The sequence below is a fragment of the Mesorhizobium sp. 2RAF21 genome, assembly GCF_052115345.1.
GTDB lineage: Bacteria > Pseudomonadota > Alphaproteobacteria > Rhizobiales > Rhizobiaceae > Mesorhizobium > Mesorhizobium terrae.
In genome coordinates, this window is sequence record NZ_JBFRGM010000003.1 from 194,148 (window position 1) to 219,993 (window position 25,846).

At 61.8% G+C, this 25,846-nt stretch carries 21 protein-coding genes and 2 pseudogenes; 12 read left to right on the plus strand and 11 right to left on the minus strand.

The features are described from left to right. Positions 1–2: 2 nt before the first annotated feature. Positions 3–1,295: an NAD(P)/FAD-dependent oxidoreductase gene (locus AB4136_RS06095; RefSeq protein ID WP_441930554.1), complete on the minus strand. Its 1,293-nt coding sequence runs from the start codon at positions 1,293–1,295 to the stop codon at positions 3–5. Between the two features lie 169 nt (positions 1,296–1,464). Here AB4136_RS06095 and AB4136_RS06100 point away from each other — a divergent pair, with 169 nt between their 5' ends. Together AB4136_RS06100 and AB4136_RS06105 are read left to right on the plus strand one after the other, a co-directional pair. Continuing rightward, entirely contained in the window at positions 1,465–1,761 is a 297-nt protein-coding gene (locus AB4136_RS06100; protein WP_441930556.1) for an ArsR/SmtB family transcription factor, read from the plus strand. A gap of 137 nt (positions 1,762–1,898) precedes the next feature. Continuing rightward, on the plus strand, positions 1,899–2,303 hold the full coding sequence (locus tag AB4136_RS06105; RefSeq protein WP_441930558.1) for a baeRF12 domain-containing protein: 405 nt from the start codon (positions 1,899–1,901) through the stop codon (positions 2,301–2,303). Between the two features lie 509 nt (positions 2,304–2,812). Here the strand turns inward: AB4136_RS06105 and AB4136_RS06110 are convergent. Next, a complete protein-coding gene (locus AB4136_RS06110) occupies positions 2,813–3,637 on the minus strand; it encodes a universal stress protein (RefSeq protein WP_441930560.1) in 825 nt (274 codons plus the stop codon). A 306-nt stretch (positions 3,638–3,943) separates the two neighbouring features. Between AB4136_RS06110 and AB4136_RS06115 the strand changes: the two genes are divergently transcribed. From AB4136_RS06115 to AB4136_RS06130, 4 genes and pseudogenes are all read left to right on the plus strand, one after another. Continuing rightward, complete coding sequence (locus tag AB4136_RS06115) at positions 3,944–4,804, plus strand: DNA-binding protein (protein ID WP_441930947.1); 861 nt, start codon at positions 3,944–3,946, stop codon at positions 4,802–4,804. Then, a pseudogene (locus tag AB4136_RS06120) lies at positions 4,782–5,204 on the plus strand (DUF3775 domain-containing protein). Before AB4136_RS06115 ends, AB4136_RS06120 begins: the two are co-directional and overlap by 23 nt. Positions 5,205–5,319: 115 nt before the next feature. Beyond that, positions 5,320–6,129 (plus strand): universal stress protein, encoded by an 810-nt coding sequence (locus AB4136_RS06125; protein WP_441930562.1) that lies wholly within the window; start codon positions 5,320–5,322, stop codon positions 6,127–6,129. A gap of 87 nt (positions 6,130–6,216) precedes the next feature. Continuing rightward, positions 6,217–7,053 carry a universal stress protein gene (locus tag AB4136_RS06130; RefSeq protein ID WP_441930565.1) on the plus strand — a complete coding sequence of 279 codons (837 nt, stop codon included), beginning with the start codon at positions 6,217–6,219 and terminating at the stop codon, positions 7,051–7,053. A gap of 151 nt (positions 7,054–7,204) precedes the next feature. Here AB4136_RS06130 and AB4136_RS06135 read toward each other — a convergent pair. Beyond that, positions 7,205–7,423, minus strand: a pseudogene (locus AB4136_RS06135) (MFS transporter); the annotation flags it as partial. Positions 7,424–7,628: 205 nt separating this feature from the next. Here AB4136_RS06135 and AB4136_RS06140 point away from each other — a divergent pair. After that, positions 7,629–7,994 (plus strand): SHOCT domain-containing protein, encoded by a 366-nt coding sequence (locus AB4136_RS06140; protein ID WP_441930567.1) that lies wholly within the window; start codon positions 7,629–7,631, stop codon positions 7,992–7,994. A 69-nt stretch (positions 7,995–8,063) separates the two neighbouring features. Here AB4136_RS06140 and arcC read toward each other — a convergent pair whose 3' ends face one another. From arcC to AB4136_RS06180, 8 genes are all read right to left on the minus strand, one after another. After that, on the minus strand, positions 8,064–8,966 hold the full coding sequence (arcC, locus tag AB4136_RS06145) for a carbamate kinase (protein WP_441930569.1): 903 nt from the start codon (positions 8,964–8,966) through the stop codon (positions 8,064–8,066). A 1-nt stretch (position 8,967) separates the two neighbouring features. Beyond that, positions 8,968–9,969: an ornithine carbamoyltransferase gene (argF, locus tag AB4136_RS06150; RefSeq protein WP_441930571.1), complete on the minus strand. Its 1,002-nt coding sequence runs from the start codon at positions 9,967–9,969 to the stop codon at positions 8,968–8,970. Between the two features lie 11 nt (positions 9,970–9,980). Next, positions 9,981–11,195, minus strand: a complete 1,215-nt coding sequence (locus tag AB4136_RS06155) for an arginine deiminase (RefSeq protein WP_441930573.1) — start codon at positions 11,193–11,195, stop codon at positions 9,981–9,983. Between the two features lie 11 nt (positions 11,196–11,206). Beyond that, positions 11,207–11,887 carry an amino acid permease gene (locus AB4136_RS06160; RefSeq protein ID WP_441930949.1) on the minus strand — a complete coding sequence of 227 codons (681 nt, stop codon included), beginning with the start codon at positions 11,885–11,887 and terminating at the stop codon, positions 11,207–11,209. A gap of 34 nt (positions 11,888–11,921) precedes the next feature. Further along, a protein-coding gene (locus AB4136_RS06165) for an IS3 family transposase (protein WP_441930575.1) occupies positions 11,922–13,273 on the minus strand; the annotation gives its coding sequence in 2 pieces (ribosomal slippage) (positions 11,922–12,937 and positions 12,937–13,273; 1,353 coding nt in all). 119 nt (positions 13,274–13,392) lie between these two features. Beyond that, positions 13,393–13,776: a hypothetical protein gene (locus AB4136_RS06170; RefSeq protein WP_441930577.1), complete on the minus strand. Its 384-nt coding sequence runs from the start codon at positions 13,774–13,776 to the stop codon at positions 13,393–13,395. 351 nt (positions 13,777–14,127) lie between these two features. Beyond that, the gene (locus AB4136_RS06175) at positions 14,128–15,195 is read right to left on the minus strand and encodes a tellurite resistance/C4-dicarboxylate transporter family protein (RefSeq protein WP_441930579.1); all 1,068 of its coding nucleotides are present in this window, start codon (positions 15,193–15,195) and stop codon (positions 14,128–14,130) included. 215 nt (positions 15,196–15,410) lie between these two features. Further along, the gene (locus AB4136_RS06180) at positions 15,411–16,136 is read right to left on the minus strand and encodes a helix-turn-helix domain-containing protein (protein ID WP_441930581.1); all 726 of its coding nucleotides are present in this window, start codon (positions 16,134–16,136) and stop codon (positions 15,411–15,413) included. A gap of 163 nt (positions 16,137–16,299) precedes the next feature. Here AB4136_RS06180 and AB4136_RS06185 point away from each other — a divergent pair, with 163 nt between their 5' ends. The 5 genes from AB4136_RS06185 to narI are packed head-to-tail and all read left to right on the plus strand — an operon-like array spanning position 16,300 to position 25,806. Continuing rightward, the gene (locus AB4136_RS06185) at positions 16,300–19,038 is read left to right on the plus strand and encodes a nitrate/nitrite transporter (protein ID WP_441930583.1); all 2,739 of its coding nucleotides are present in this window, start codon (positions 16,300–16,302) and stop codon (positions 19,036–19,038) included. Positions 19,039–19,052: 14 nt separating this feature from the next. Continuing rightward, on the plus strand, positions 19,053–22,793 hold the full coding sequence (locus tag AB4136_RS06190; protein WP_441930585.1) for a nitrate reductase subunit alpha: 3,741 nt from the start codon (positions 19,053–19,055) through the stop codon (positions 22,791–22,793). Continuing rightward, positions 22,790–24,316: a nitrate reductase subunit beta gene (gene narH, locus AB4136_RS06195; RefSeq protein WP_441930587.1), complete on the plus strand. Its 1,527-nt coding sequence runs from the start codon at positions 22,790–22,792 to the stop codon at positions 24,314–24,316. The genes AB4136_RS06190 and narH overlap by 4 nt, the downstream gene beginning before the upstream one ends. Beyond that, entirely contained in the window at positions 24,316–25,014 is a 699-nt protein-coding gene (narJ, locus tag AB4136_RS06200) for a nitrate reductase molybdenum cofactor assembly chaperone (protein WP_441930589.1), read from the plus strand. Before narH ends, narJ begins: the two co-directional genes overlap by 1 nt. 12 nt (positions 25,015–25,026) lie before the next feature. Beyond that, positions 25,027–25,806 carry a respiratory nitrate reductase subunit gamma gene (gene narI, locus AB4136_RS06205; RefSeq protein ID WP_441930591.1) on the plus strand — a complete coding sequence of 260 codons (780 nt, stop codon included), beginning with the start codon at positions 25,027–25,029 and terminating at the stop codon, positions 25,804–25,806. Positions 25,807–25,846 lie beyond the last annotated feature (40 nt).

Consider the following 25,846-nt stretch of genomic DNA (forward strand, 5'->3'; position numbering starts at 1 on the left):
GTCTATTCGGCCGGCTCGATGTTGATGGCCTTGAGTTTCTTGATGCCGAGAACGTCGAGCGCCAATCCTTCATAGAAGGTCTCGCTCTTTCCCTGCCGGACCTTGTGGAGGAAGTATTTCTCGAACCCGACCTTCGCCGCGTGGACCCACTTGCCCTGCGAGGACCAGTTGACGTTGCGGGGAGGGATTTGCGGCTGCGCGACGAAGGCTATGCCTTCATCGCCGAAATCGGCGAGGCAGACCGCGTTCCATGTCGCGACAGCCCGTGGTTCCTCGCCGCGCAGAAGCGCGCCGATGTTCTCGGCGGTGGCCGTCACCATGGATTCGATCATGAAGCCAGTCTTCGGCACGCCGACGGGAAGCGGCGTCTTGCCGACCGGCGGAATGGCGACACAGACGCCGATCGCAAAGACGTTCGGATGGGTCTGGTTGCGCTGATGCTTGTCTATGGTGACGAAACCGCGCGGATTGACCAGGTCCTCGGTTCCTATCAACGCGGGAACGCCGCGGAAGGCGGGCAGCATCATCGAGAAGGCGAAAGGCAGATCGTGCCTGGCCTTGGTGGTTCCGTCCTCGTTCACTTCCGCGATATGCATGATGTCGGCGTCGACCGAAGTCACCTTGGCGTTTGTGACCCACTTGATGTGGCGCTCGCGCATGGCGCTCTCGAGCAGGCCCTTGGTATCGCCGACCCCGTCGAGGCCGAGATGGCCGATATAGGGTTCCGGCGTCACGAAGGTCATCGGCACACGGTCGCGTACCTTGGCTTTGCGCAGCGCGGTATCGAGGATGAAGGCGAATTCATAGGCCGGGCCGTAGCAGGACGCGCCCTGGACCGCGCCCACGATGATCGGACCCGGCTTGCGGACCAATTCGTCAAACCTCGCCCGCGTGGCGACGGCATGGTCGATGTGGCAAATCGATTGGGTATGGCCGGCAGGTCCGAGACCCGGCACCTCATCGAACGCAAGGTCGGGGCCGGTCGCGATGATCAGATAGTCGTAGTCGACGAAGGCGCCGTCATTGAGCTCGACGCGGTTTTCCTTCGGATGAACCTTCTTCGCGCCCTGGGGCCGCAGCGCGATGCCGCGCCGTTTGAAGGTATCCGCCAGATCGACGGTGACGTCATCGCGCTCCCGCCAGCCGACGGCGACCCAGGGATTGGAAGGCACGAAGGAATAGGATGTGCCCAGCGTGACGACGGTCAGCCGGTCCTCCCGGAGCAGCTTGTCGCGCATTTCGTATGCCATGATCGTGCCGCCGAGCCCTGCTCCGAGGACGACGATGTGTGACATGATGATCCTCCCGTTGGTTCGATCTTCGCAGCATCCTGCGCGGGGAAGTCGCGTTCCGCGTTGACCGGGCTCAATTTCCAAACGGGGCTGCGCGAATGTAAGGTGGCGGCATCGGTAATCCCGAATGGCAAGCTTGCATGTAACATTCAAAGATTATAAATTCAAGAACATGAATGTAAGAGATTTGATCCCGGCTTCAGGCAAGGCGGCGGAACTGCTTCGGAGCCTGTCGCATCCACAGCGTTTGCTCGTGCTGTGCGCCCTCGGCAACGAGGAGCGATCGGTGGCCGAATTGCGGGAACTGCTCGGCATCGATCAAGTGCCGATGTCGCAACAGCTGATGCGGCTGAGGGCTGACGGGTTGGTCGAGGCCCGTCGCGACGGAACGACCGTCTATTACCGCATCGCGAGGCCTGAAGTGCTGACGGTTATCGAGGCGCTGCACTCGGCCTTCTGCCCGAAGTAGGATTTTCGACGGTCGGTCCGCAATGCCGTTCCTTGTTTGATCAAAGTCAAGGCAGCGCAACCGGGTATGCAATTTTCTTTCCACCAAGAAGCGTCAGCCGGATGAACGCCCGCCTGATCCGATAGCGGAGAGAACAAATGATTTTGAACAATGGCACCCTTGTTGCGGTTACGGACGGCGAGAGGCTTCGGTTGTTCTACAACAAAGGCCATGAACCTCATCTCGATCTGGTCGAAATCGAGGATCAGGTCCTTGAAGCGGCCCACGCCGGATCCGGCGGCAGGCATCGCAATTCAACAGCCAATCCGGACGAGTCCCGACTGCGCGAGGATGATTTCGCCGGATCGGTTGCGGCCTATCTCAACCGCGAGGCGCTCAAGGAGACATATGAGCACGTACTGGTGATCGCCAACCCGCGCACGCTTGGTGAAATGCGCAAGCATTACCTGCCGTCGCTGGAAGCGAAACTGGCGGGCGAGATCGGCAAGGACTTTGTCAAGCACTCGGTGGAATCGCTCAAGCAAGCCCTTTCGGCGGCTTAAGGCAGCGCGGGCGATTCCGAAAAGGACTGGCCAAGGTGGACCAACTGACGGCACGGCCCAGGAGTTAGTTCGAGTGCGGTCAGACGCTCAGTCGCCGAGTATCCGTGAAGCACGCATTGCGCATCATATCAGACTCGGTCGATGCTCGCTTATGCGCGCCGGACCTACCAAAGCGAGAAATGCGAGCCCAGGAACACGATAAACTGGCCCGTAGTCAGAGGGACCTTCAGGATCGGGCCATCCTCTCCACTGTCCTGAATAGGCTGCCCGCGAACATAGGGATGCCCCTTTAGGGTAGTCTTCCAGATCGTTGGAAAGTCCCATCCCATTTTTCTTTCGGCGTTACAAGCATCGATAAGCTTGACAACAGCATTGGTCATTGAACGGATTGCCTAAGCGCTTGATCTCAAGACATATGACCCACCACGGCAGGAAGGCGTTTGATTCCGATCAAAACCGTTGAACACAGTCGCTTACAACGGTACCCACCATCCTCCTCCTTGCGGTAGTCAGCTCGACATCAGCCGATTGAGCCAGACCTCGTCGAGCAGCGATCGGGTAACTCCGCCGAACACCCATTCCCTTAGGCGGCTATGTCCGTAGGCTCCGGAGACGATCAGTTCGGCATTGACCGAGGCTAGGAAATCAATAAGGCGACCGGCTTCATCACCCGACTTCAGGATTTCCGTCCGGGCCTTGATGCCGTGACCGGCGAGGAAGCTCGTGACATCCCCGATGCCGTCCTTGATCCAGTCATCTGGATCAGGATCGACCGCAACGACGGTGACTTCGTTGGCCATGGCCATCAGGGGTACGGCGTCTGCCACGGCTCGTCTCGCTTCACGCGTATCCTTCCAAGCCACAACGACCCTGCCAGTGGGTAAATGCGCCGTACCGTGAGCGGCGACCAGCACAGGCCTGCCAGCGCGCAACACCAGATTGCCCGGATCGGCTTTGCGATAGGGGTCGCCAGTGGATGCACCCTGGGAGGCGCTGGTGACGATGAGGTCGACGAGACGCGAGCTGCTGGTAAGGGCGTGGTCCGGGTTTTCGACGGCGTCTCTCCATTCCGAACTCACGGATCTGGCAACGAGACTGTTGAACTCGCCGTGCATATCCTTGAATCGCTTCCTTATTTCGTCTCTCAACTGCTCCCAGAGCTCGGCAGCAAGGGCCGCGCCCTCCGGCGCCATCGTCACTGGCAACGGCGCGTCAGCAGCGCAGAAGCCGATCAACCGAGCGCCAAAACGCTTGGCAAGGTCGATGCCCACCCGCGTGAGCGGCTCGATCGGGCTGTCGATGTCAAGGTTCAGGAGAATGGATTTGTAGCTCATTGGCCGCGCTTTCGGTTTGAACGTTCCTCGATCGTCTGAAGCTACGGCGCGGGGATGAGTGCGCCTTGATGCTAATCAAATCGGTTTCGCGCCTGCTCACGGCATGTGGGAATCAAAATGGGTCACTGGGTGGTTGCCCGACGACATCACCCCAGCTCGGAGCACGGCGCATCCTTGACGCAGGTCAAGGAACGCAACGACTGTTCGGCTACTGTGCCCTGTCGGACTGATCCGGCGAGGGCGTTTACGATGACTGTTCAGACCGGCGTTCAAGCTGTCCCCGCAACGGCTGTCGCTTCGCGAAACGTGTTGGCAATCAACCGGCTGATTGCGGGCAGGCTGCGTGACTATGCCGATCTGCTGATCCAGCAAGGCGAGGGCGGATTTCGGGCCAAAGCTTTCCGGCGGGCAGCCGACGTGATTTCGGGGCTCGATCGGTCGGTCGACCAGATCCTTTCGCAGGAAGGGCGCGAGGGATTGATCGCGCTGCCTGCGGTTGGGACGGGGATCGCCAGCGCGATCGCGGAAATGGTCAGCACTGGGCGATGGTCGCAACTGGATAGGCTGCGAGGCGAACTTGCGCCCGAGGTTCTATTCAAGAGCATCCCTGGGATCGGATCCAGGATGGCAGGACGCCTTGCTGCGGAAGCGAAAATCGAGAGTTTGGAGGAACTTGAGAACGCCGTTCGTTTCGGCAAGTTGGACGTGAAAGGCCTCGGCCCGCGACGTAGGCGGATGATCGCGGCAGGCATCGCGGAACGCCTTGGACGGCCGATCTTCGTGCCACAGGCCAGGGGCGCTCGACCGTCGGCCGCATTGCTCTTGCAGGTCGACCGGACATATCGCGAGCGCGCGGCTGCGGGACAGCTCCGCAAGATAGCGCCGAAGAGATTCAACCCGACGGGAGAAGCCTGGCTTCCCATTCTGCATGCTCGTCACAGCGACTGGCATTTCACCGCTCTCTTCTCAAACAGCGAGCTGGCTCACCGGCTCAACAAAACCGCCGACTGGGTGGTCATCCACTATAACAAGGACGGCCAGCCTGACGGCCGGTGCACCGTGGTCACTGTCTCGCGGGGACCTTGGGTCGGAGAGCGTGTCGTCCTCGGACGGGAGAGCGCTGAAGGCGAGGAGGAGGGATCGGATGAAACGCGGCACCGGAAGTGAGGATATCGAGACGCCCGAACTGGCGGTTCCTGTCCGGAAAGTCTGCTTCATAATCGACAAGGCACATGAATTCGACGTCAAGGTTGCCGTTACCGAGCCGAACACAGGGTCCAATCCTTCGGACGACAATGAGATTGCGGTGCTTCAAGATCACGCCTACGACCCTGTGGGTGAAGAGTTCTCGCTGATTTCGGAACTGTCTGTAGACGAGCAGACCGACCTCGTGGCGCTGATGTGGCTCGGCAGGGACAACGGACAGGCGGTAGATTGAGAAGAAGTTCCCAAGCAGGCCGCTGATGCCCACAACAAGCACACGGCTCGTTATCTGATCGGAGAGCCGCTCTTGGGGGATCACCTTGAAGCCGGCCTTGGCGCTCTTGGCCTGTCTTTCTACGACTGACGGAGCGGCGGAGAAGGCCGCAACGACGCGATCCACCGCGCCAATGAACTTGACGTGCGTCAAGGCGATTGCCGGAACTCCATGTTGATCTATCGGCTCCCCATGGAGTCTAGACATGATCTACACGACGATACTGGTCCACCTCGACATCGATTTACCGGCAGCGCCGCGTCTGATCTTTGCGCAGGAAATCGCGAGAAAATTTGAGGCCGATCTTATCGCGGTAACGGCGGGCGAGGCCGCCATGTTGATGTCGCCGAGCGAATCCTCGTTGGCGGCTGAGGCGGTTTTGCGTCGGCTGGAAGATCGCATGAAGGAGCTCAAGGAGGAATTCCTTGCGGTCGCCGGCAACAATGAGCGTGCGACGTGGCGTGCCGAACTCGACAACCCCACACGCGCAGCCGCCCTTCACGCGCGAGCAGCCGATTTGGTCATCGCGGGCGCTCCCACCGCTGTCGGCAACTCCCATAGGACGATCGATCCAGGCACATTGATCCTTTCTGCGGGAAGACCAGTTCTGCTTGCCGCAGATGACCTCAGCGCTCCCAAAGGGGAGAAGGTCATGGTCGCTTGGAAGGATTGCCGCGAATCGCGGCGCGCGGTGGTCGACGCGATGCCCTTCTTGCGCAACGCCAAGGAGGTGACAGTTTTCAACATTGCCGAGGAGGGGACGCTCGGCGCGCGCGATGGTGCCGCCGATGTGGTGCGTTTCCTAATGAAGCATGGCGTAAACGCCCGATCGCAGTTGATGGAGAGCGACGGGCTGTCGGCGGGCGATGCCATCATCGTCGCGGCGGATCAACTCGGTGCCGATCTCATCGTCGCGGGCGGCTACGGCCATGGCCGCTTTCGCGAATGGGCATTCGGGGGCGCAACGCGATCCCTGCTCGGATCGGGCTCATGCCACAGGCTGCTGTCGAACTGAATGACAATTGCACCGCTGCCCCCAACAGCGGCTTACGATCTACTCGCCGACGGCCAACTGAACATACCTTTGAAGGAAACGAGGCCAATGAAACTGCTAGCATCTCTGTTCTTGCCAACTTATCCCGACCCTCCGGGCCTAAAGGTCGTATCGAACGGGGTGGCGGTAGCCCGACACCTCGGCTCCGCGCTGGATGCCGTGATTGTCAATGTCGACATCCCGGACGTTTCAAATGCCTTGTCCAGTTTCCTGCTCGATCTTCCAGCCAAGATCCGGGAGGTGAACGCGGCCAGCCGGAGTCGCGGCAAGGAATTATTGGAATTGATCGCGGCGGAAGCCCAGCGATGCAATGTCCCCTTGACAAGCCAGGCACTGAAAGCCCAACCCGCGCTGATGGGAGACGTGGCCGCTAAAGAGGGCCGCTACTTTGACCTCTGCATGGTGGGTTGGACAGCCAAAAACCAGGCGACGCAGGCGACCGCTGAAGAGGTAGTGTTCAGCTCGGGTCGGCCGACGCTGATTCTTCCGGGCGACGAAGATGTCATCCCGCTCGATCATGTGGTTGTCGCCTGGGACGGCAGCCGCGTTGCTGCGAGGGCTGTGGCCGATGCGAAGCCGTTTCTAGAACGGGCGTCGACAATATCGATCGTCACTGTGACTGACGAGAAGGTACTGCCGCGCGAAGATACCGGCGATCGTCTGGCGCATGGCCTAGTGGCGCGGGGTTTCTCCGCCACGGCCGAGTCGATCCATGCCGGCGACAACGAAATCGGCGCTGCGCTTCAGGACCATGCCATAAGGATCAACGGTGGCCTCCTTGTCATGGGGGGATGGGGCCACTCCCGACTTCGAGACTTTGTACTTGGCGGAGCGACAGAAGGGATTCTGTCGGACTTGCGCCTGCCCGTCTTGATGTCGCACTAAAGCGCGTCGCGCTGGAACGGGTTCAGGCGACGCGCCTTAAGTCTTCGTTTGATGCATGTCGCCCAAGTTTGATGCATGTCGCCCAAAATCGCTGCGCACTTTGGGCGACATGCATTAGGCCTACGATCGTGGATCGCGATCAGGATCCCGCCTCGCGTTTTCCCAGCCAATCCGACAGCGCACCGGAAAACACCTTGGTGATGGCGGCCGTCGCTTCGGCAATGCCTTCGATGATGCCGACCGTCACCATCGATGCACCCATCACGGTGACTAGATAGATCGGCAACAAGGCGTGGATCGTCTCCGACGAGACACCCACCAGCAGCGAGACGAAGTTCAGCGCCCAGATCCCCGGAGGAATGGTCCTCAGGCGGACTGGTTTCCTCGAACTGTTCCATGCCCTTTCGTCGTGTCGCGTAGCGAACCGGCGGTGGCGCTGTCCATGCAGATCGACCGCACCATGGGAAGAACCGTTGCGCCACTGCGGGAGCATCCGCGAATGCGGTTGATCTCGCGCAAAGTGGAGATCGATCGACGGCGTAGAATGATGTCCATTTCAAAGATGGAGCAGGCCAATGCAGAAGGCTTTGGTGAAGTCGGCCGCGGCAGCGAACGCTGCTTTGGCTCTTGCCCCTGGCGCGGCATGGGCGCAGGTGCCGTCGGATGCCGGAAGATACGATTGGGGACCCCACATGATGGGGTGGGGCGGAGCTTGGTATGCCATGATTTTCGGTCCGCTGTTCATGATCGTCTTCCTCGCGGTGCTGGTGGCAGGCGCGGTCCTTCTCGTCCGCGGGCCGGGTGGATCGTGGTCGGGACCAATGTCGCCACATCGCTCGGTGACGAGCCGCGCACCGCTTGACATTCTTCGCGAGCGATTTGCGCGCGGCGAGATCGACAAGGAAGAATTCGAGGAAAGGCGCCGTGTGCTAGGCGGATAACCGGCGCCAGCGCCCAAGGCCATCGACCGCCTCTTGAAGGAGCGCGCCGGATAAGGGTCCGAAACGAGGCTATGGCTCGAACCAAGTGCCCTGCCGGCCTTTGACGATCTCGACCGCGTCTTCGAGCCGCCCGATCGCCGATGGGTTGCCGATGGCTTCGACAAATTCGATTGCGGCGCTGATCTTAGGCCCCATCGAGCCTGCTGGAAAGTCGAGCCCGGACAATTCTGTCGGCCCGACCCTGCGGAGCGCGCGAGCGTCTGGCGTGCCGTAGCCGATATAGACCGCATCGACATCGGTCAGCATGAGCAGCATGTCGGCCCCCAACTGACGCGCCAGAAGCGAACTCGCCAGATCCTTGTCGATGACGGCTTCGACACCGACCATGCTGCCATCGTCGCGAGCGATCACGGGGATGCCACCGCCGCCCGTGCAGATGACGACGACATCATGTGCGACGAGATAGGAGATGACGGATACTTCCAGGATCTCCAGAGGTCGGGGCGAAGGCACGACGCGGCGCCATTTGTCGCCGTCGGGGGCGATTGCCCAGCCGCGCTCGTCGGCAAGCCGTCGCGCGGTCGCCTCATCATAGATAGGGCCAATCGGTTTCGTTGGACGGTCAAAGGCCGGATCGCGCGGGTCGAGTTTCACTTGTGTCAGCAGTGTAGCGTATAGTCTTTGGGAGGCGAGATTGGCGAGCTCCTGCTCGATCATGTAGCCGATCATGCCGGCGCTCTCCGCGCCGAGAACGTCGAGCGGAAAAGCGCCGTCCGGTGACACCGCCGACTGTAGCGCAAGCAGGCCAACCTGCGGGCCGTTGCCATGCGTGATAACGAGCGAATGGCCTTGGTCGATAAGCGCCGCGAGAACGGATGCGGCGCGCTTGACGTTGCCGCGCTGATTTTCGGCGGTCATCGGCTCGCCACGCCGCAAAAGGGCGTTCCCGCCAAGAGCTGCGACGATCAGCATTTCAGTTCCCGATCGTCGCGACAAGCAGCGCCTTGATCGTATGCATGCGGTTCTCCGCCTGGTCGAAGACGATCGAGGCGCCGGACTCGAACACCTCGTCGGTGACCTCCATGCAATCGATCCCGAATTCGCGCGCGATATAGGCGCCGACTTCGGTCTCGGTGTCGTGGAACGCCGGTAGGCAATGCATGAACTTGACATGCGGATTGCCGCTCGCCGCCATCAAATCTTTCGTCACCCGATAGGGAGTCAGAAGACGGATGCGCTCCGCCCAACCGGACTTGTCCTCGCCCATCGACATCCAGACATCGGTGTAGATGAAGTCGGTATCCTGGACGCAGCCGGTCATGTCTTCATCGAGTCGGAAGCGGCCCCCGCTGCGTTCGGCGAGCCCCCTGACATGATCGCAGAATTCTTGGTCGGGCCACAGTTCCTTCGGCGAGGCGATGCGCATGTCGATGCCGACCTTGGCTGCCCCCAATGCCAGCGACTGGGCGACATTGTCCCGACCTTCGCCGACGAATGCGACGGTCATGTCCGACAGATGCTTGTGCGTGAATTCGCGCATCGTCATGAAATCGGCGAGGATCTGCGTCGGATGCGCTTCGTCGGTCAGACCGTTATAGACGGGCACCCCGGCGTGCGCTGCCAGCATTTCGGCCTGGTGCTGCGCAAATCCGCGATATTCGATGGCGTCATACATCCTCCCGAGGACGCGGGCCGTGTCCTTCATGGATTCCTTGTGCCCGATATGGCTGCCGGAGGGACCGAAATAAGTGACGTGGGCGCCCTGATCATAGGCGGCCACTTCGAACCCTGTCCGCGTGCGCGTGGAGTCCTTCTCGAAGATGAGGGCGATGTTCTTGCGAACGAGGCGCGGTATCTCGTGCCCGGCCTGCTTGGCCGCCTTCAGATCGGCTGCCAGCTTCAGGAGGAAGCGGATCTCCTCAGCCGAGAGGTTGTCCAGCGAGAGTACGGAGCGTCCATGGAGGTTGATCGACATTGAGGGTCCTTTCAGAGCGGGTCTCGGGCGATGGGGCAGGTCATGCAATGGCCACCGCCGCGCCCACGGCTAAGTTCGGCACCCTCGACGGTGATTACCTCGATACCCGCGTGGCGCAGAAGCGTATTGGTGTAGACGTTGCGGTCGTAGCCGATGACGACGCCCGGCTCGACCGCGACGACATTGTTGCCGTCGTCCCACTGTTCGCGCTCGGCCTCGTAGCGGTCGCCGCCGGTTGCGATTATCCGCAGCGATTTCAGCCTGAGAGCCTCCGCCACAACCGTTACGAAAGGTGCTTTTTCTTCCCTGACCTCGACCGCCGCATCGCCTTCTCCGGGCCGGATCGAGAAGGTGCGCAGCCGCTCGACCACGGGCGGATACATGGTGGCGAGGTCCCGGTCGCAGAAGGTGAAGACAGTGTCGAGATGCATGAAGGAACGGTCGCGCGGCATCAGAGCAGCGATCACGCGTGTGGCCTCTCCGGCGGCGAACAGGCTTCGCGCAAGATCGCCGACCGCCTGCGGCGTGGTGCGCTCGCCCATCCCGACGAGAACGATGCCTCCGCCGACAGGCATGACATCGCCCCCTTCGAGGCTGACGCCTGTTCCGGCCTGAGGCGAAACGAACGGGATGCCACTGTCGCGGAACTTCGGATGGAAGCGGTAGACAGCCTCGACGTTGGCCGCCTCGGGCCGCCTGGCGGGCCAATACATCGGGTTGGCCGACACGGAGCGGTAGATCCAGCAGGAGCTGTCACGAGTGAATAACTGGTTGGGCAGAGGCGGCAGCACAAAGTCCTGCGGCGCGAGCGTCCTTCCGGTCAGGCCCTTGGGCTCAAACGGAAGTTCGGCGCGGGCAACGCCGCCGACGAGACAGGTTGCCAGCAGGCCGGCCGACATTTCGTTCAGCCAGCCCCGCATCTCGTCAACCATGTCGAGGCCGACCACGCCGGCATGCACCCGGCGATCGAGTAGCCAGTCGCGGGCCTTGCCGAGGCCCATTGTCTCGGCAAGCAGCTCGCCGAACGAATGCACCACCACGCCGCGCTCGCGCAGCGCATCGACGAATACGTCGTGTTCCTGACGCGCCCGCTTCACCCACAGTACGTCGTCGAACAGCAGCGACTTGCAGTTGTCCGGCGTTAGCCTGCGCAGGCTGAGATCCGGCCTGTGGACCATGACCTCGCGCAGTCGTCCGACTTCCGAATGCACTCCCAGATTTGTCATCGCATGCCCTCTCAAAGCGCGCTGACGGCGCCGGTCCACATCTCGTAGACGGCAAGGATTGCGACTGCGACGAGCGCGGCTGCGATGACGGCTTCCACCGGGTGGAAGACACGCTGGCTGCTCTCGCGGCGGGCCCAGACGTAGAAGATGATGCCCGGGGCGTAGAGGATCGCGCACATGAACAGGTACGCAGGTCCCGCTGCATAGACGAGCCACAGCCCGTAGATCGTTGCCAGCACGCCGGCGAAGAGCGGTCCGCTGCGCCGCTCGCCGCTCTGGTAGCTTTCTCCGGTCAATGCCAGCTTTGCGGCGAAGGCTCCGGAGAAAATGTAGGGTACCAAGATGGCCGCCGAGGCGATGTAGAACAGCGCCTGGTAGGTGCTCTGGGCGAAGAGGGCGATCACCAGGAAGGCCTGAACGAGCAGGTTGGTGATCAGTAGCGAGGTCGAAGGAACGCCGCGCTCGCTTTCCCGGCCGAAGAACTTCGGCATGGTCCCGTCCTTTCCGGCGACATGCGGTACCTCCGCCGCAAGCAGCGTCCAGCTCAAGAACGCGCCGACGACCGAGACGACGAGCGCGAGATTGATGAGCACGGCGCCCCAAGGCCCGACAACCGCCTCCAGCACGCCCGCCATGGACGGGTTCTTCAGGGTGTCCGTCGTCAGAACATTTGGCGCTGATGGCTGCTTGATTTAGCGGAGTGTCGGCCTCGATCTTTGGTTGATGTTAAGCGGCGAGTTTGCGGTGCTGCAAGCGCCGGAGCTCGATTGTCTGTCGTTTGATCCTTTCTCGTTGTTCGATGATAGCAGAGGCCCTGCCGAAGTAGGCGTCGGCCGGGGTTACGTTGCCAAGGCTCTCGTGGTGGCGTCGGTGATTGTAATGCTCGACGAAGGCTTCGATCTGGCGTTCGAGATCGCCCGGCAGGAAGTAGTTCTCCAGCAGGATGCGGTTCTTGAGCGTCTGATGCCAGCGCTCGATCTTGCCCTGGGTCTGCGGGTGAAGCGGAGCGCCGCGGACATGGCTCATGCCGTTGGCGTCGATCCATTCGGCGAGTTCGCTGGCGATGTAGGACGGCCCGTTGTCGCTGAGCAGTTTTGGCTTGTGCAACACCCTGGCGCTGTCGCAGCCTGAAGCCGTAAGGGCCAGTTCCAGCGTTTCGGTCACGTCCTGGGCCCGCATGGTCGTGCACAGCTTCCAGGCGATGATGTAACGGGAGAAGTCGTCGAGCACGGTCGACAGATAGACCCAGCCCCAGCCGATGATCTTGAAGTAGGTGAAGTCTGTCTGCCACATCTCATTGGGACGCATGGTCTTGTCCCTGAATTCGTCGGCGGCCTTGATCACCACGAAGGCCGGGCTGGTGATGAGGTCATGGGCCTTGAGCAGGCGATAGACGGTCGCCTCGGACACGAAGTAGCGCTTCTCATCGGTGAAGCGCACCGCCAGCTCACGTGGTGACAGCTCGGACTGTTCCAGCGCCATGTCGATGATCTGGCTCTGGACCTCGGGGCTGATGCGGTTCCACACCCGGTTCGGCCGGGAAGGACGGTCCTCCAACGCCTCCGGGCCGCCTTCGACGTAGCGGTCATACCAGCGGTAGAAGGTGCGCCGCGCAATGCCGAGCTGATCCAGCGTCTTCTTCGCCGGAAGGTGCGACTGCTCGACGATCTTGATGATCTCGAGCTTTTCGGATGCGGGGTATCTCATTCGTCGTCGCCCCCATCCGCGATCATGCTTTTTTTGAGCAGACGGTTCTCCAGCGTCAGGTCGGCGACTGCCTCCTTCAGCGCGCGGGTCTCGCGACGAAGGTCCTGCACTTCACCAGTCGTCGCAGCACGGGCCGTGTCGCCTGCCAGTCGCCGCTTGCCGGCTTCCAGAAATTCCTTCGACCAGGTGTAGTAGAGGCTCTGGGCAATCCCCTCCTTGCGGCACAACTCAGCAATGCTGTCTTCGCCACGAAGGCCATCCAGCACGATCCTGATCTTGTCTTCCGAGGAAAAGTGCCGCCGTGTCGTCCGGCGGATGTCTTTGACCACATGCTCGGCGGAGCGTTTGCCGCCAGTCGTCTTCGTATTCATGTTCGTTCCTTCGTCTTAGACGAGAACCGAACACTCCTTAAATCACACCCTCAATTCTGTGCCATAGGCGCTGATCCCGGACAGCCTCGCGTTTGCGCGGACCGGCATTGGAGTGAATGCTACTCGCGAGATGTCCTTGAGGAAAGCGCGGCCAGCTGACTGAGCTGCTGCATTGAGTGCGCGCCGCCCTTTGCAATTGCTGCGATGTCATCGAAGAGATGTGCGAAGTCCAGGTAAACGCTGCTATCCCGCTCGGCCTCTCCGATCTCCTCAAGGTCCTGCAAGAACAATAGAATGGTCCGGATATGCGCGCGTTGGAGGCGGGCGTTGGTCAGATGCTCGCGGGCCGCCGGTCCTACTTCCAGCGTGACGAAACGAGACAGCGCTTGGTCGAGCCTGGAATGGCACTCGCAGTCCAGCCCGGCTTCATTGATCAGCCCCGCCAGCCGAGCGATGGCATTCGCCATTTCTCCGGTGCCGTTTTCGGGGACGTCATACTTCATTGCTTCCTCACCCATGGCAATCCGGTGCATCTGCGGGTGCGTCCGGCCAGCCAGCGCCGAGGATCTGCCTACGCGCTTCCTACGCAACGAACCAGATTCCATTGAGATCGAACTCCTTAGAGAACGATCTCCAATATAACCGATGCTTCTGGGGGATGTTTGCGCTAGAACAAACTCCTGATCGATCCGAGAAGTGTCGATCTGTCTGTCCGGCGACGTGACGCAAGGAACCTTAGCGAGGTTGGCGTGAAACGCCGATCTGGTAGAAAGATAGGGCCCACCCCGGCACGGTCGGGATCCAGTCTGGTAGCGACAGGGCGAGCACGCTGAGGCCATACGAGAAGGCCAAGATTACCCGCGTGCGTGCAACAAGCCGCGCGAGAGCGAACGCACCATGCCAATGAACGTCACCGTCCACGCTGCCAGGGCGATGTAAAGGAATACGCGGGGCAGGTTCGACAGAAAGCCGAATTCCATGGCGCGATCCATCTGCCAGGTGCAAGCGGCGTACATGCCTAGCGGAAATACCGCTCCCCAATACAGCGGGTCGTACTCGAAAGGGAAACGCTCGTACCCGTAGCGCCAGATCCCCAACAGGAGCAGCATCGGTATCCACCAGGTTCCGGTCGCCCAGTAGAAGACTGTAAAGCCCTTCAGGAAAGGCAGGAGGGACATCAGGTAAGGTGCGTGCGGCGCGTTCAGTATCAGTAACGATCCAGCCAGTGTGGAAATTGCCATCGCGCCCATGTTGATCCAATAGGGCGGCGCGAGATCTCCGGGCGAGAAGCGAAAGAACGCATAGCGATAGAAGATCAGCGACATCATCCATATGTAGAGCATGCCGCCCCACAGCCACATGGACAAAGCCATGAGGTTGAGTTCCAGCCGATAGGGTTGGTCGATGCGCGCGGCAAGCAGAGCCGTGGATACGGATAGGGCTTGCGTCGCCACCACCGCCAACAGCCAGCCGCCGTTGATACCCTTGTCGAGAGTGGGCTTTGCGCGCTTGACGGTGAAAGCCGTGAAGATCGTGTAGGTCAGGCAGACCCACAGTACAACGGCCAACGCCCACAAGGCGGCGCCTGCGGCTATGTTTTCACGCAGGATCATAAACTGGCTCGCGAGGATGCCCGTGCCCGCCACCGTCGTAAAATAGCCCGGTCCAGCAAGGTGAGCGACCATGTCGCCGAAAAACCGCCGCGGATAGCGCCAAGCCCGAAGGCCATAGAGCAGCCATAGAGCGGCATATTGCCCTATGTTGAGAAAGAACAACGCGAGCGCAAGGTTCGGATGTTCCATCATGGAGGCCGCGAGAGACACAATGCCGGTGGCCATAACCAGCGCGAAATAGGCGGGTGACATATCAGCCAGGTTCAGGTCCCGCCGAGCCGAATTCGAGCCAGTGCTTTTGATCGCCATTTCTCTAACCGAACGAAATCAACCGGGAACGAGCGGCTGCGAAGCGAGACTTGCAACATCTCCCGGCGGCATTCGCCTGTGACGTCGCAGACTAAGATGACCGCTAGAATGACGTCCTGGCGTTGATTTGCATCAACCGAAGTCAGCGGCCCACATGGCCAGCGCTCAACTGGTCCGCTCATAATCACGACGGAGGCTGAGCCGGTCGCCGACCATCAAACTGAAAAGTCCGCGGCATCCGGCCCATCGATGAGCCGATCGGGGCCACATGCCGCGGCGAGGCGCGAGGTATCAAGAATTTCGACCGTCTGGCCATCAACCCTGATGCCTGACTTCCCTAGGCTCGCCAGTGCACGCGAAAAGGACTCGCGGGTTATCCCGAGCTCGGAGGCGATGAGCGTCTTCTCGAACGGCAGAACGGCTCGGTCCGGCGTGCCCTGCCGTTTCGACAAGGCCAGAAGATAGCAGCCGACGCGCTCGGTCGAGGTCCTCAGCTTGAGGTTCTTGATCTGCCGAACCATGCGTCGAAATTGTGCAGCGAGGCTGCCGATCACCGCACGCGCCAGCAAAGGATCTGCTTCCACCGCCGCGCGGAACGCCGCCGCGTGAATCAGCAGAAAGCGCGAAGCCTCAGGTACCCGGGCCTGCATGAGATAAGGCGCGTCGGTCAGGACGGCGGCAGGGATGATGAGATCCGGGGCTCGAACAGCTTCGATCAGGACTTCACGACCTTCGGCCGACCGCCCGAACAACTGCGCGGATCCCGCCAACACGACCAATTGGAAGTTAGGCACATCGCCTTGTTCGAACAGAACTACGCCGGAGGGCACGCTGTGCACCATCGCATTCCGCAGCAGGTCAGTCCGCCTGGAGGCGGGCAGCGCTCGAAACAGTGGCAGGGCTTCCGGTGCCACTTCCCGGTCGATCATTCCATGCAGCAACAGCTTCTCCAGTCTGGCTTCCCGTCACTCCTTGATCATTTGTGACAAAAGTCACGACGGGCTTTGACTTGGATCAATGCTGCCCAATCTCGTTTGGTCATTTTCGGCTCGGGCGGGCGAAAGTCCGCATCTTTCGACCAAACTGTTTGAGGGGCCGTGGACGATGCAAGGCGCGATGTATCGGAAGTCCAGTCAAATTCTGGGGGCAAGCACGGCCGCGTTTACGGTCTGCTTCGCGGTCTGGACCATTTTCTCTATCATCGGCATTCGCGTCCGCCAGGAACTCGGCCTCAGCGAGACGCAGTTCGGCCTGCTTGTCGGCACGCCGATCCTGACCGGTTCTCTGCTCAGGGTGGTGCTTGGTATCTGGACCGACCGCTACGGCGGCCGGATCGTCTTCACGGTGAACATGTTGGCGGCCGCGGCAGCGACTTTCCTGCTGTCTTATGCCCACACCTATCCGCAGATGCTGGTCGCTGCCCTAGGCGTCGGCATCGCCGGCGGTTCCTTTTCGGTCGGTGTCGCCTATGTGTCGCGCTGGTTTCCGCCGCAAAGACAAGGTACCGCGCTCGGCGTCTTCGGCGCGGGCAATGTCGGCGCCGCAGTCACCAAATTCCTCGCCCCCTTCGTGCTCGTCGCCTTCGGATGGCAGGCCGTGGCGCAGGTCTGGGCAGCGGCCCTCGTCGTCATGGCCGTCATCTTCTGGCTCACGACGGCTGACGACCCGGTCATCGTCGAGCGCCGGCGCTCCGGCATCAAGCCGAAAAGCGCCTGGCTCGAGTTCGAGCCTCTGAAGAACGTCCAGATCTGGCGGTTCGCGCTTTACTATTTCTTCGTGTTCGGCGCCTTTGTCGCGCTCGCGCTGTGGCTGCCGCAATATCTCATCAACGTTTACGGCCTTGACATAAAGACGGCCGGCATGATCGCCGCCTTCTTCTCGGTGCCGGCGAGCCTGTTTCGCGCGTATGGCGGACACCTTTCGGATACCTTCGGCGCCCGCCGCGTGCTCTACTGGACTTTCTTGGTGTCGGTCGCGGCGACCTTCGTTCTGTCCTATCCGCCGACCGACTATGTCGTCCACGGCATTAACGGCACCACCTCCTTCCATATCGAGATGGGTCTCGTCGGCTTCATTGTCGCCATATTCGTGCTGGGCTTCTTCATGGCCCTCGGCAAGGCTGCGGTCTACAAGCATATCCCGGTCTACTATCCCGATCATGTCGGTTCGGTCGGCGGCCTCGTCGGCATGATCGGCGGCCTCGGCGGCTTCGTGCTGCCGATCCTGTTCGGCTTGCTGCTTGACCTGACTGGCCTATGGACGAGCTGTTTCATGGCGCTTTTCCTGCTGGTCTCCGGCTCGCTGCTCTGGATGCATATGTCCGTCCGCCAGATGGAGCGCGGAACTGTCGGCGAGGCTCTCGCCAAGCTCCCGCCTTTCCCTGAAATGCAGGACATGCCCTCGCCCGTTGCCAAGACGCGAACGGGCGGTGCCCTTACCGACTGGCGTCCGGAGGATAGAACCTTCTGGGCTGAAACCGGCCGCCGCATCGCAAAGCGCAATTTATGGCTTTCGATCCCGGCGCTGCTGCTTTCCTTCGCCATCTGGCAGGTGTGGTCGGTCGTCGTCGCCAAGCTTCCGCTTGTCGGATTCACCTTCACGACCGACCAGCTCTTCTGGCTCGCCGCCCTGCCTGGGATCTCGGGGGCGACGCTGCGCATCTTCTATTCCTTCATGGTGCCGATCTTCGGCGGAAGGCTCTGGACGACGCTTACGACGTGGTCGCTCATCATACCGGCAGTCGGCATCGGCTATGCGGTGCAGAACCCCGACACCCCCTACATCGTCTTGTTGATGCTGGCGTTGCTTTGCGGGTTCGGCGGCGGCAACTTCGCCTCGTCCATGGCCAACATCTCCTTCTTCTTCCCGAAGGCGGAAAAGGGAAATGCGCTTGCGCTCAACGCCGGCCTCGGCAATCTCGGCGTAAGCGTCGTCCAGTTCGTTGTGCCGTTGGCGATCACCACCGGGATATTCGGCTGGCTCGGCGGCGATCCGGCCATGGTCAAGGGACCGGCCGGCGATGCGCCGCTCTGGCTGCAGAACGCCGGCTTCGTTTTCGTGCCTTTTATCGCGCTGTCGGCTTTTGCCACCTGGTTCGGCATGAACGACATCGCTTCGGCCAAGGCATCCTTCAGCGAGCAGGCGGTGATCTTCCAGCGCCGTCACAACTGGATCATGTGCTGGCTTTACACGGGCACCTTCGGATCGTTCATCGGCTATTCGGCTGGCTTCCCGCTGCTCTCGAAGATGCTGTTTCCGGATGTCAATGCGCTGCAGTACGCCTTCCTGGGACCGCTTGTCGGCGCGCTCTCGCGCTCGGGCTCCGGCTGGCTTGCGGACAAATATGGCGGTGCGCGCGTCACCTTCTGGGCCTTCGTGCTGATGATCGTCGGCGTTGCCGGGGTCTTGTGGTTCATCGGCATCAAGGATCAGCCAGGCGCGTTCATGGGCTTTTTTGCGGCTTTCCTCCTGCTGTTCTTCGCCACGGGCGTCGGCAATGCCTCCACCTTCCAGATGATCCCGGTGATCATGGCCAAGGAGATGGCCCGCCTGATGCCCGCCGCCGACGCTGAGGCGCGTCGCCAGCAGGCGGAAAAGGAGTCCGCCGCCATCACCGGCTTCACGTCGGCGATCGCCGCCTTCGGCGCCTTCTTCATCCCCAAAAGCTACGGCACCTCGATCGCGCTCACGGGCTCGCCGACCGCAGCCCTGTGGGCCTTCCTTCTGTTCTACGTGAGCTGCTTGGCGATCACCTGGGCTGTCTACACCCGCAAGGGCGGCCTCCTCCACGCCATCGAGCGCGCCAAGCGCGGCGCGCCCGTCCATCCGGCCGCGGCCGAATAACCAGGGACAAAGCAATGTCGCATTTTCTCGACCGGCTAACCTTCTTCCGCAAGACCGTCGACAGCTTTTCCGATGGTCATGGGATAGTCACCAACGAGGACCGCTCCTGGGAAGACGGCTACCGCAAGCGCTGGCAGCACGACAAGATCGTGCGCTCCACCCATGGCGTGAATTGCACCGGCTCCTGCTCGTGGAAGATCTACGTCAAGGGCGGGATCGTCACCTGGGAGACGCAGCAGACCGACTATCCGCGCACGCGGCCCGATCTGCCCAACCACGAACCCCGTGGCTGCGCGCGCGGCGCGTCCTACAGCTGGTACCTCTATTCCGGCGCCCGGGTGAAATACCCTATGATCCGTGGCCGGCTGCTGAAGCTGTGGCGGGCGGCCCGCACCAGGATGACGCCCGTGGCGGCCTGGGCTTCGATCGTCGAGGACGAAGGCAAGCGCAAGTCTTACACCTCGATCCGCGGCCATGGCGGCTTCGTGCGCGCGACATGGGACGAGGTGAACGAGCTCGTCGCGGCCGCCAACGCCTACACCGCCCGCAAGCATGGCCCGGACCGCGTCATCGGCTTCTCGCCGATTCCAGCCATGTCGATGGTCTCTTATGCCGCCGGATCGCGCTACCTGTCGCTGATGGGCGGCGTGTGCATGTCGTTCTACGACTGGTACTGCGACCTGCCGCCGGCAAGCCCGCAGACCTGGGGCGAGCAGACCGACGTTCCCGAGAGCGCCGACTGGTACAATGCCGGCTTCATCATCGTCTGGGGCTCCAACGTACCGCAGACGCGCACGCCCGACGCGCATTTCTACACCGAGGTGCGCTACAAGGGCACCAAGAGCGCGGTCGTCTCGCCGGACTATGCCGAAGCGACGAAGTTCGCCGACATCTGGCTCAACCCGAAGCAGGGGACCGACGCCGCGCTGGCGCTCGCCATGGGTCACGTGATCCTGCGCGAATACCATCTCGACCGCAGTGTGGCATACTTCGACGACTACGCCCGGCGCTACTCCGACATGCCCTTCCTGGTGCGGCTTGCCGAGCGCGACGGCAGGCTGGTCCCGGAGCGCCTGCTGCGCGCCTGCGAGATCAGGGGAGCTCTTGGCGAGAAGAATAACCCGCAGTGGAAGACTGTCGCCATCGACGAGGCAACGGACGCGTTGGTCGCGCCCCTCGGATCGGCCGGCTACCGCTGGGGCGAGGAAGGCAAATGGAATCTCGAGGAAAAGGACGGCCAGGGGCGGGACATCCAGCTGAGGCTCACCCTTGCCGGGGAAGGGGCTGATATCGCCGCCGTCGACTTCCCCTATTTCGGCGGCCGTGCGAGCGAGCATTTCGTCGCCACCGAGCATGACGAGATCCTGACCCGCAACATCCCGGTCCGCACGATCAAGACCGTTGACGGGGCAGTGAAGGTCGCAACGGTCTACGACCTGCTTATGGCCAACTACGGCCTCGACCGGGGCTTCGGCGGCACCAATGTCGCCTCTTCCTACGACGAGGACGTGCCGTTCACGCCCGCCTGGGCCGAGCGGATCACCGGGGTGAAGCGCGATGCCATCGTCACCGTGGCGCGCGAATTCGCTACCAACGCCGAAAAGACCAACGGTCGTTCGATGGTGATCCTGGGCGCAGGCCTCAACCACTGGTACCACATGGACATGAATTACCGGGGGATCATCAATCTCCTGGTCTTCTGCGGCGCGGTCGGCCAGTCGGGAGGTGGCTGGTCACACTATGTCGGCCAGGAAAAGCTGCGACCGCAGACAGGCTGGACGCCGCTCGCCTTCGCCCTCGACTGGTCGCGCCCGCCGCGCCACCAGAACTCGACGTCCTTCTTCTACGCGCATACAGACCAATGGCGATACGAGACGCTGACGGCGGCTGAGATACTGTCGCCGACCGCGCCCGAAGGCGACTGGAACCAGAGCTTCATCGACTACAACGTCCGCGCCGAGCGCATGGGATGGCTTCCTTCGGCGCCGCATTTGAAGCAGAACCCGCTCGACATAGCCAAGCGCGCCGAGGCGGCCGGCCTCGAGGTCAAGGACTATGTGGCACGGGCGCTGAGATCGGGCGAGCTGGACCTTGCCTGCGAGGATCCGGACGATCCGGCCAACTGGCCGCGCAACATGTTCGTGTGGCGCTCCAACATCCTCGGGTCCTCGGGCAAAGGCCATGAATACTTCCTGAAGCACCTGCTCGGCACCAAGCACGGCGTGATGGGCAAGGATCTCGGCGCCGAAGGCAAGGTGCGCAACAAGGAGGTCGTCTGGCACGACGAGGCGCCGCAGGGAAAGCTCGACCTTCTGATCACGCTCGACTTCCGCATGTCCACGACCTGCGTCTACTCCGACATCGTGCTGCCGACCGCCACCTGGTACGAGAAGAACGATCTCAACACCTCCGACATGCATCCCTTCATCCATCCGCTGTCGGCGGCGGTGGATCCTGCCTGGGAAGCGCGCTCGGATTGGGATATCTACAAGGGCCTTGCCAAGGCCTTTTCCGACGTCGCGCCGGAGGTGCTGGGCGTGGAGAAGGACGTCGTCCTCACCCCCATCCAGCACGACACACCCGGCGAGATCGCCCAGCCCTTCGACGTCGCCGACTGGAAGCGCGGCGAGATCGAGCCGATCCCCGGCAAGACGATGCCGGCCGTGACGGTCGTCACGCGCGACTATCCGAACCTCTACGCCCGCTTCACCGCGCTCGGCCCGCTGATGACCGAGATCGGGAATGGCGGCAAGGGCATCGGCTGGAAGACTGGGCATGAGGTCGAGGCGCTGGGTGCGCTCAACGGCGTCCAGCCCGCCGGCCCCGCCAAGGGCCTGCCGAAGATCGAGACGGACATCGATGCGACCGAAGTCATCCTGATGCTCGCGCCGGAGACCAACGGTGAAGTCGCGATCAAGGCCTGGGAGGCGCTCTCCAAGGCGACCGGTCGCGAGCACGCCCATCTCGCCATCCCTAAGGAAGACGAGAAGATCCGCTTCCGCGACATACAGGCCCAGCCGCGCAAGATCATCTCCTCGCCGACCTGGTCCGGCATCGAGAGCGAGAAGGTCTGCTACAACGCAGGCTATACGAACGTGCACGAACTGATCCCCTGGCGCACGCTGACCGGGCGCCAGCAGCTCTACCAGGACCATTTGTGGATGCGGGCCTTCGGCGAAGGCTTCGTCACCTGGAAGCCGCCGGTCGACCTCAAGACCATTCCTGCGGTCAAGGGGCTCAGGCCCAACGGCCACAAGGAGATTGTCCTCAACTTCATCACGCCCCATCAGAAATGGGGCATCCACTCCACCTACACCGACAATCTCCTGATGCTGACGCTCAATCGCGGCGGTCCGGTGGTGTGGATTTCCGAGGTCGACGCCAAGGCTGCGGACATCGTGGACAACGACTGGGTCGAGGTCTTCAACGCCAACGGCGCGCTTACGGCCCGCGCCGTGGTCTCCCAGCGCGTGAAGGAAGGCATGATGCTGATGTATCACGCGCAGGAGAAGATCGTGAACACGCCGGGCTCCGAGATGACCGGCAACCGCGGCGGCATCCACAATTCGGTGACGCGCACGGTGCTCAAGCCGACGCACATGATCGGCGGCTACGTCCATCAATCCTACGGGTTCAACTACTACGGAACCGTGGGCTCCAACCGCGACGAGTTCATCGTGGTCCGTAAGATGGCAAGGGTCGATTGGCTCGAAGAGCCGCTCGCAACCGAGGCGCCGAAGGAGGCTGCAGAATGAAGATCCGCGCACAAATCGCGATGGTGTTGAACCTCGACAAATGCATCGGGTGCCACACCTGCTCTGTCACCTGCAAGAACGTCTGGACGAACCGCGAAGGCGTTGAATACGCCTGGTTCAACAATGTGGAGACCAAGCCCGGCGTCGGTTATCCGCGTGAGTGGGAGAACCAGCGCAAATGGAACGGCGGCTGGCGGCGCAAGAAGAACGGTAAGATCGAGCCGAAGATGGGTGCCAAGTGGCGCATCCTCGCCAACATCTTCGCCAATCCGGATCTGCCGGAGATCGATGATTATTACGAGCCCTTCACCTTCGACTACGAGCACTTGCATACGGCGAAGGAGTCCAAAGCCTTCCCGACCGCGCGGCCGCGCTCGGCCATCAGCGGCGAGCGCATGGAGAAGATCGAATGGGGGCCGAACTGGGAAGAGATTCTCGGCGGCGAATTCGAGAAGCGTTCAAAGGACTACAACTTCGAAGGTGTTCAAAAGGACATCTACGGCCAGTTTGAAAACACCTTCATGATGTACCTGCCGAGGCTGTGCGAGCACTGCCTCAATCCGGCCTGCGCGGCGGTCTGTCCCTCGGGAGCCATATACAAGCGCGAAGAGGATGGCATTGTCCTGATCGATCAAGACAAGTGCCGCGGTTGGCGGATGTGCGTCTCCGGCTGCCCGTACAAGAAGATCTACTACAACTGGTCGTCGGGCAAATCGGAAAAGTGCATCTTCTGCTTTCCGCGCATCGAGGCGGGGCAACCGACGGTCTGTTCGGAAACCTGCGTCGGGCGCATCCGCTACCTCGGCGTGATCCTTTACGATGCCGACCGGATAGAAGCAGCGGCCAGCACGCCCGAGGAGAAGGATCTCTACCAGGCTCAGCTCGACGTTTTCCTTAATCCGAACGACCCGGCCGTCATCGCCCAGGCCCGTGCCGACGGCATTCCCGACAACTGGCTGGAGGCGGCCAAGTCGTCGCCGGTCTGGAAGATGGCGATGGAGTGGAAGATCGCCTTTCCGCTCCATCCGGAATACCGAACCCTGCCCATGGTCTGGTACGTTCCACCGCTCTCGCCCATCCAGTCGGCGGCGGCCGCAGGCAAGATGGGCCTGGACGGCGACATGCCCGACGTGCGCAGCCTGCGCATCCCGCTCCAGTATCTCGCCAATCTGCTGACGGCAGGCAATGAGGAGCCCGTGGCCCTCGCGCTCGAGCGCATGCTGGCGATGCGAAGTTACATGCGGGCAAAGACGATCGACGGCCGCCTCGACGAGTCGATCGCGGCGCGGGTCGGCCTGACGGGCGCAGCCATCGACGACATGTACAAGGTGATGGCGATCGCCAATTACGAGGATCGTTTCGTCATCCCGACGTCGCATCGCGAATGGAGCGAGGATGCCCAGGATCTGCGTGGCTCCTGCGGCTTCTCATTCGGGAATGGTTGCTCGGGCGGTTCCACGGAGACGAACCTCTTCGGCACCAAGCAGACCAAGCGGCCGACAAACCCGATGGAGATCGCGTGATGGCATCGCTCCCGAACAGAACCTTCAAAGCGCTCTCGGCGCTGCTCTCCTATCCGACCGAGGGACTTTGCGCGGCGATCCCGGAGGTTACCGCCGCGATTTCGAGCGAACGATTGATATCGGACGAGGCAAGCAAGCTTTTGCAGCCCTTGCTTGCCGATCTGGCCACCCTGGACCTCTACGATCTCCAGGAGCGCTATGTCGATTTGTTTGACAAGACACGCCGACACTCGCTGCATCTCTTCGAACACATCCACGGCGAGAGCCGAGACAGAGGCCAGGCGATGGTTGACCTGGCCGAGCACTACCGGCGTGGCGGCCTTGTCGTCGCGGCAAACGAACTGCCCGACTTCATTCCGCTTTTCCTCGAGTTCCTCTCGGCCCGTCCCTTTGAAGAGGCGAGCGGCCTGCTCGATGAAACGACCCATATCTTCTCGCTGCTGGAAGAGCGGCTCGCCAGACGCGACGAGGGCTACGCCGCCGTGTTCACGGCCATACGCTCGATTGCCAGCGAGTCCGCTGTGGTGGCGCAGGTTCCCGAAATCGACGAACCCGACGATCTGACGGCCCTCGATGCCGCGTGGGAAGAGACCGCTGTCGCATTCGGCCCCGGAAATGCGACCGACGGATGTTCTGTCGACCGGCTGAGAATCCAGATGCGCGCCGCCAATCGCGATGCACGCAACAGTCCAGCCTGAGGGAGGGAAGCTATGTCCGACACAATCAACCACGCGCTATTTGGCTGGTATCCCTATCTCTGCCTGACCGTCTTCCTGCTCGGCAGCCTGATCCGGTTCGATCGGGAGCAATATACTTGGAAGACAGGGTCCTCCCAATTGCTGCGGCGACGCCAGCTGCGCTGGGGCTCCAACCTCTTCCATGTGGGCATCCTGGTGATCTTCGGCGGCCATTTCGTCGGCTTGCTGACGCCGATCTGGATCTTCGATGCGCTTGGGGTCTCGCACAGTTTCAAGCAGGGCCTTGCCATCACCGCCGGTGGCATCGCTGGCGTGGCCTGCTTCATCGGCATTGCCCTCCTTGCCCATCGCCGCCTCTTCGACCCGCGCATCCGCAACACGTCGGCGCCAGGGGACATCGCGATCTTGTTGCTGCTCTGGCTGCAACTCACGCTTGGCCTTTCAACCATCTTCGTCTCACTCGGTCATATGGATGGTCACGAGATGGTGAAATTCATGAACTGGGCCCAAGGCATCCTGACCCTGCAGCCGGCGGCCGCAGCCTATGTCGCCGATGTCAATCCGATCTTCAAGGCGCATCTCCTGCTCGGTATGACGATCTTCCTGATCTTCCCGTTCACGAGGCTGGTCCATGTATGGAGCGCTCCGGTCTGGTATCTCGGCCGTCCCGGCTACCAGGTGGTGCGCACACGCTTCGCGACGCGCCGGCCGCCTGTGCCCGTGCCGACGGTACGATCAGCGGCGTCGGCTCGGCGTCCCGCTGCCGCTCCCTCTCACCAGCCTGCGGAGTAGATCATGGCTGCGCTCGTCATCGACCATTCGGCCGGCCGCA

Coding starts and splice junctions, on each gene's coding strand:
- narI (WP_441930591.1), top strand. CDS start 25,027: ATGTCCGACACAATCAACCACGCGCTATTTGGCTGGTATCCCTATCTC.
- AB4136_RS06155 (WP_441930573.1), bottom strand. CDS start 11,195: ATGACAAATCTGGGAGTGCATTCGGAAGTCGGACGACTGCGCGAGGTC.
- AB4136_RS06170 (WP_441930577.1), bottom strand. CDS start 13,776: ATGAAGTATGACGTCCCCGAAAACGGCACCGGAGAAATGGCGAATGCC.
- AB4136_RS06175 (WP_441930579.1), bottom strand. CDS start 15,195: ATGGCGATCAAAAGCACTGGCTCGAATTCGGCTCGGCGGGACCTGAAC.
- AB4136_RS06110 (WP_441930560.1), bottom strand. CDS start 3,637: ATGAGCTACAAATCCATTCTCCTGAACCTTGACATCGACAGCCCGATC.
- narJ (WP_441930589.1), top strand. CDS start 24,316: ATGGCATCGCTCCCGAACAGAACCTTCAAAGCGCTCTCGGCGCTGCTC.
- AB4136_RS06095 (WP_441930554.1), bottom strand. CDS start 1,295: ATGTCACACATCGTCGTCCTCGGAGCAGGGCTCGGCGGCACGATCATG.
- AB4136_RS06125 (WP_441930562.1), top strand. CDS start 5,320: ATGATCTACACGACGATACTGGTCCACCTCGACATCGATTTACCGGCA.
- AB4136_RS06185 (WP_441930583.1), top strand. CDS start 16,300: ATGCAAGGCGCGATGTATCGGAAGTCCAGTCAAATTCTGGGGGCAAGC.
- AB4136_RS06100 (WP_441930556.1), top strand. CDS start 1,465: ATGAATGTAAGAGATTTGATCCCGGCTTCAGGCAAGGCGGCGGAACTG.
- AB4136_RS06105 (WP_441930558.1), top strand. CDS start 1,899: ATGATTTTGAACAATGGCACCCTTGTTGCGGTTACGGACGGCGAGAGG.
- arcC (WP_441930569.1), bottom strand. CDS start 8,966: ATGCTGATCGTCGCAGCTCTTGGCGGGAACGCCCTTTTGCGGCGTGGC.
- AB4136_RS06140 (WP_441930567.1), top strand. CDS start 7,629: ATGCAGAAGGCTTTGGTGAAGTCGGCCGCGGCAGCGAACGCTGCTTTG.
- argF (WP_441930571.1), bottom strand. CDS start 9,969: ATGTCGATCAACCTCCATGGACGCTCCGTACTCTCGCTGGACAACCTC.
- narH (WP_441930587.1), top strand. CDS start 22,790: ATGAAGATCCGCGCACAAATCGCGATGGTGTTGAACCTCGACAAATGC.
- AB4136_RS06130 (WP_441930565.1), top strand. CDS start 6,217: ATGAAACTGCTAGCATCTCTGTTCTTGCCAACTTATCCCGACCCTCCG.
- AB4136_RS06190 (WP_441930585.1), top strand. CDS start 19,053: ATGTCGCATTTTCTCGACCGGCTAACCTTCTTCCGCAAGACCGTCGAC.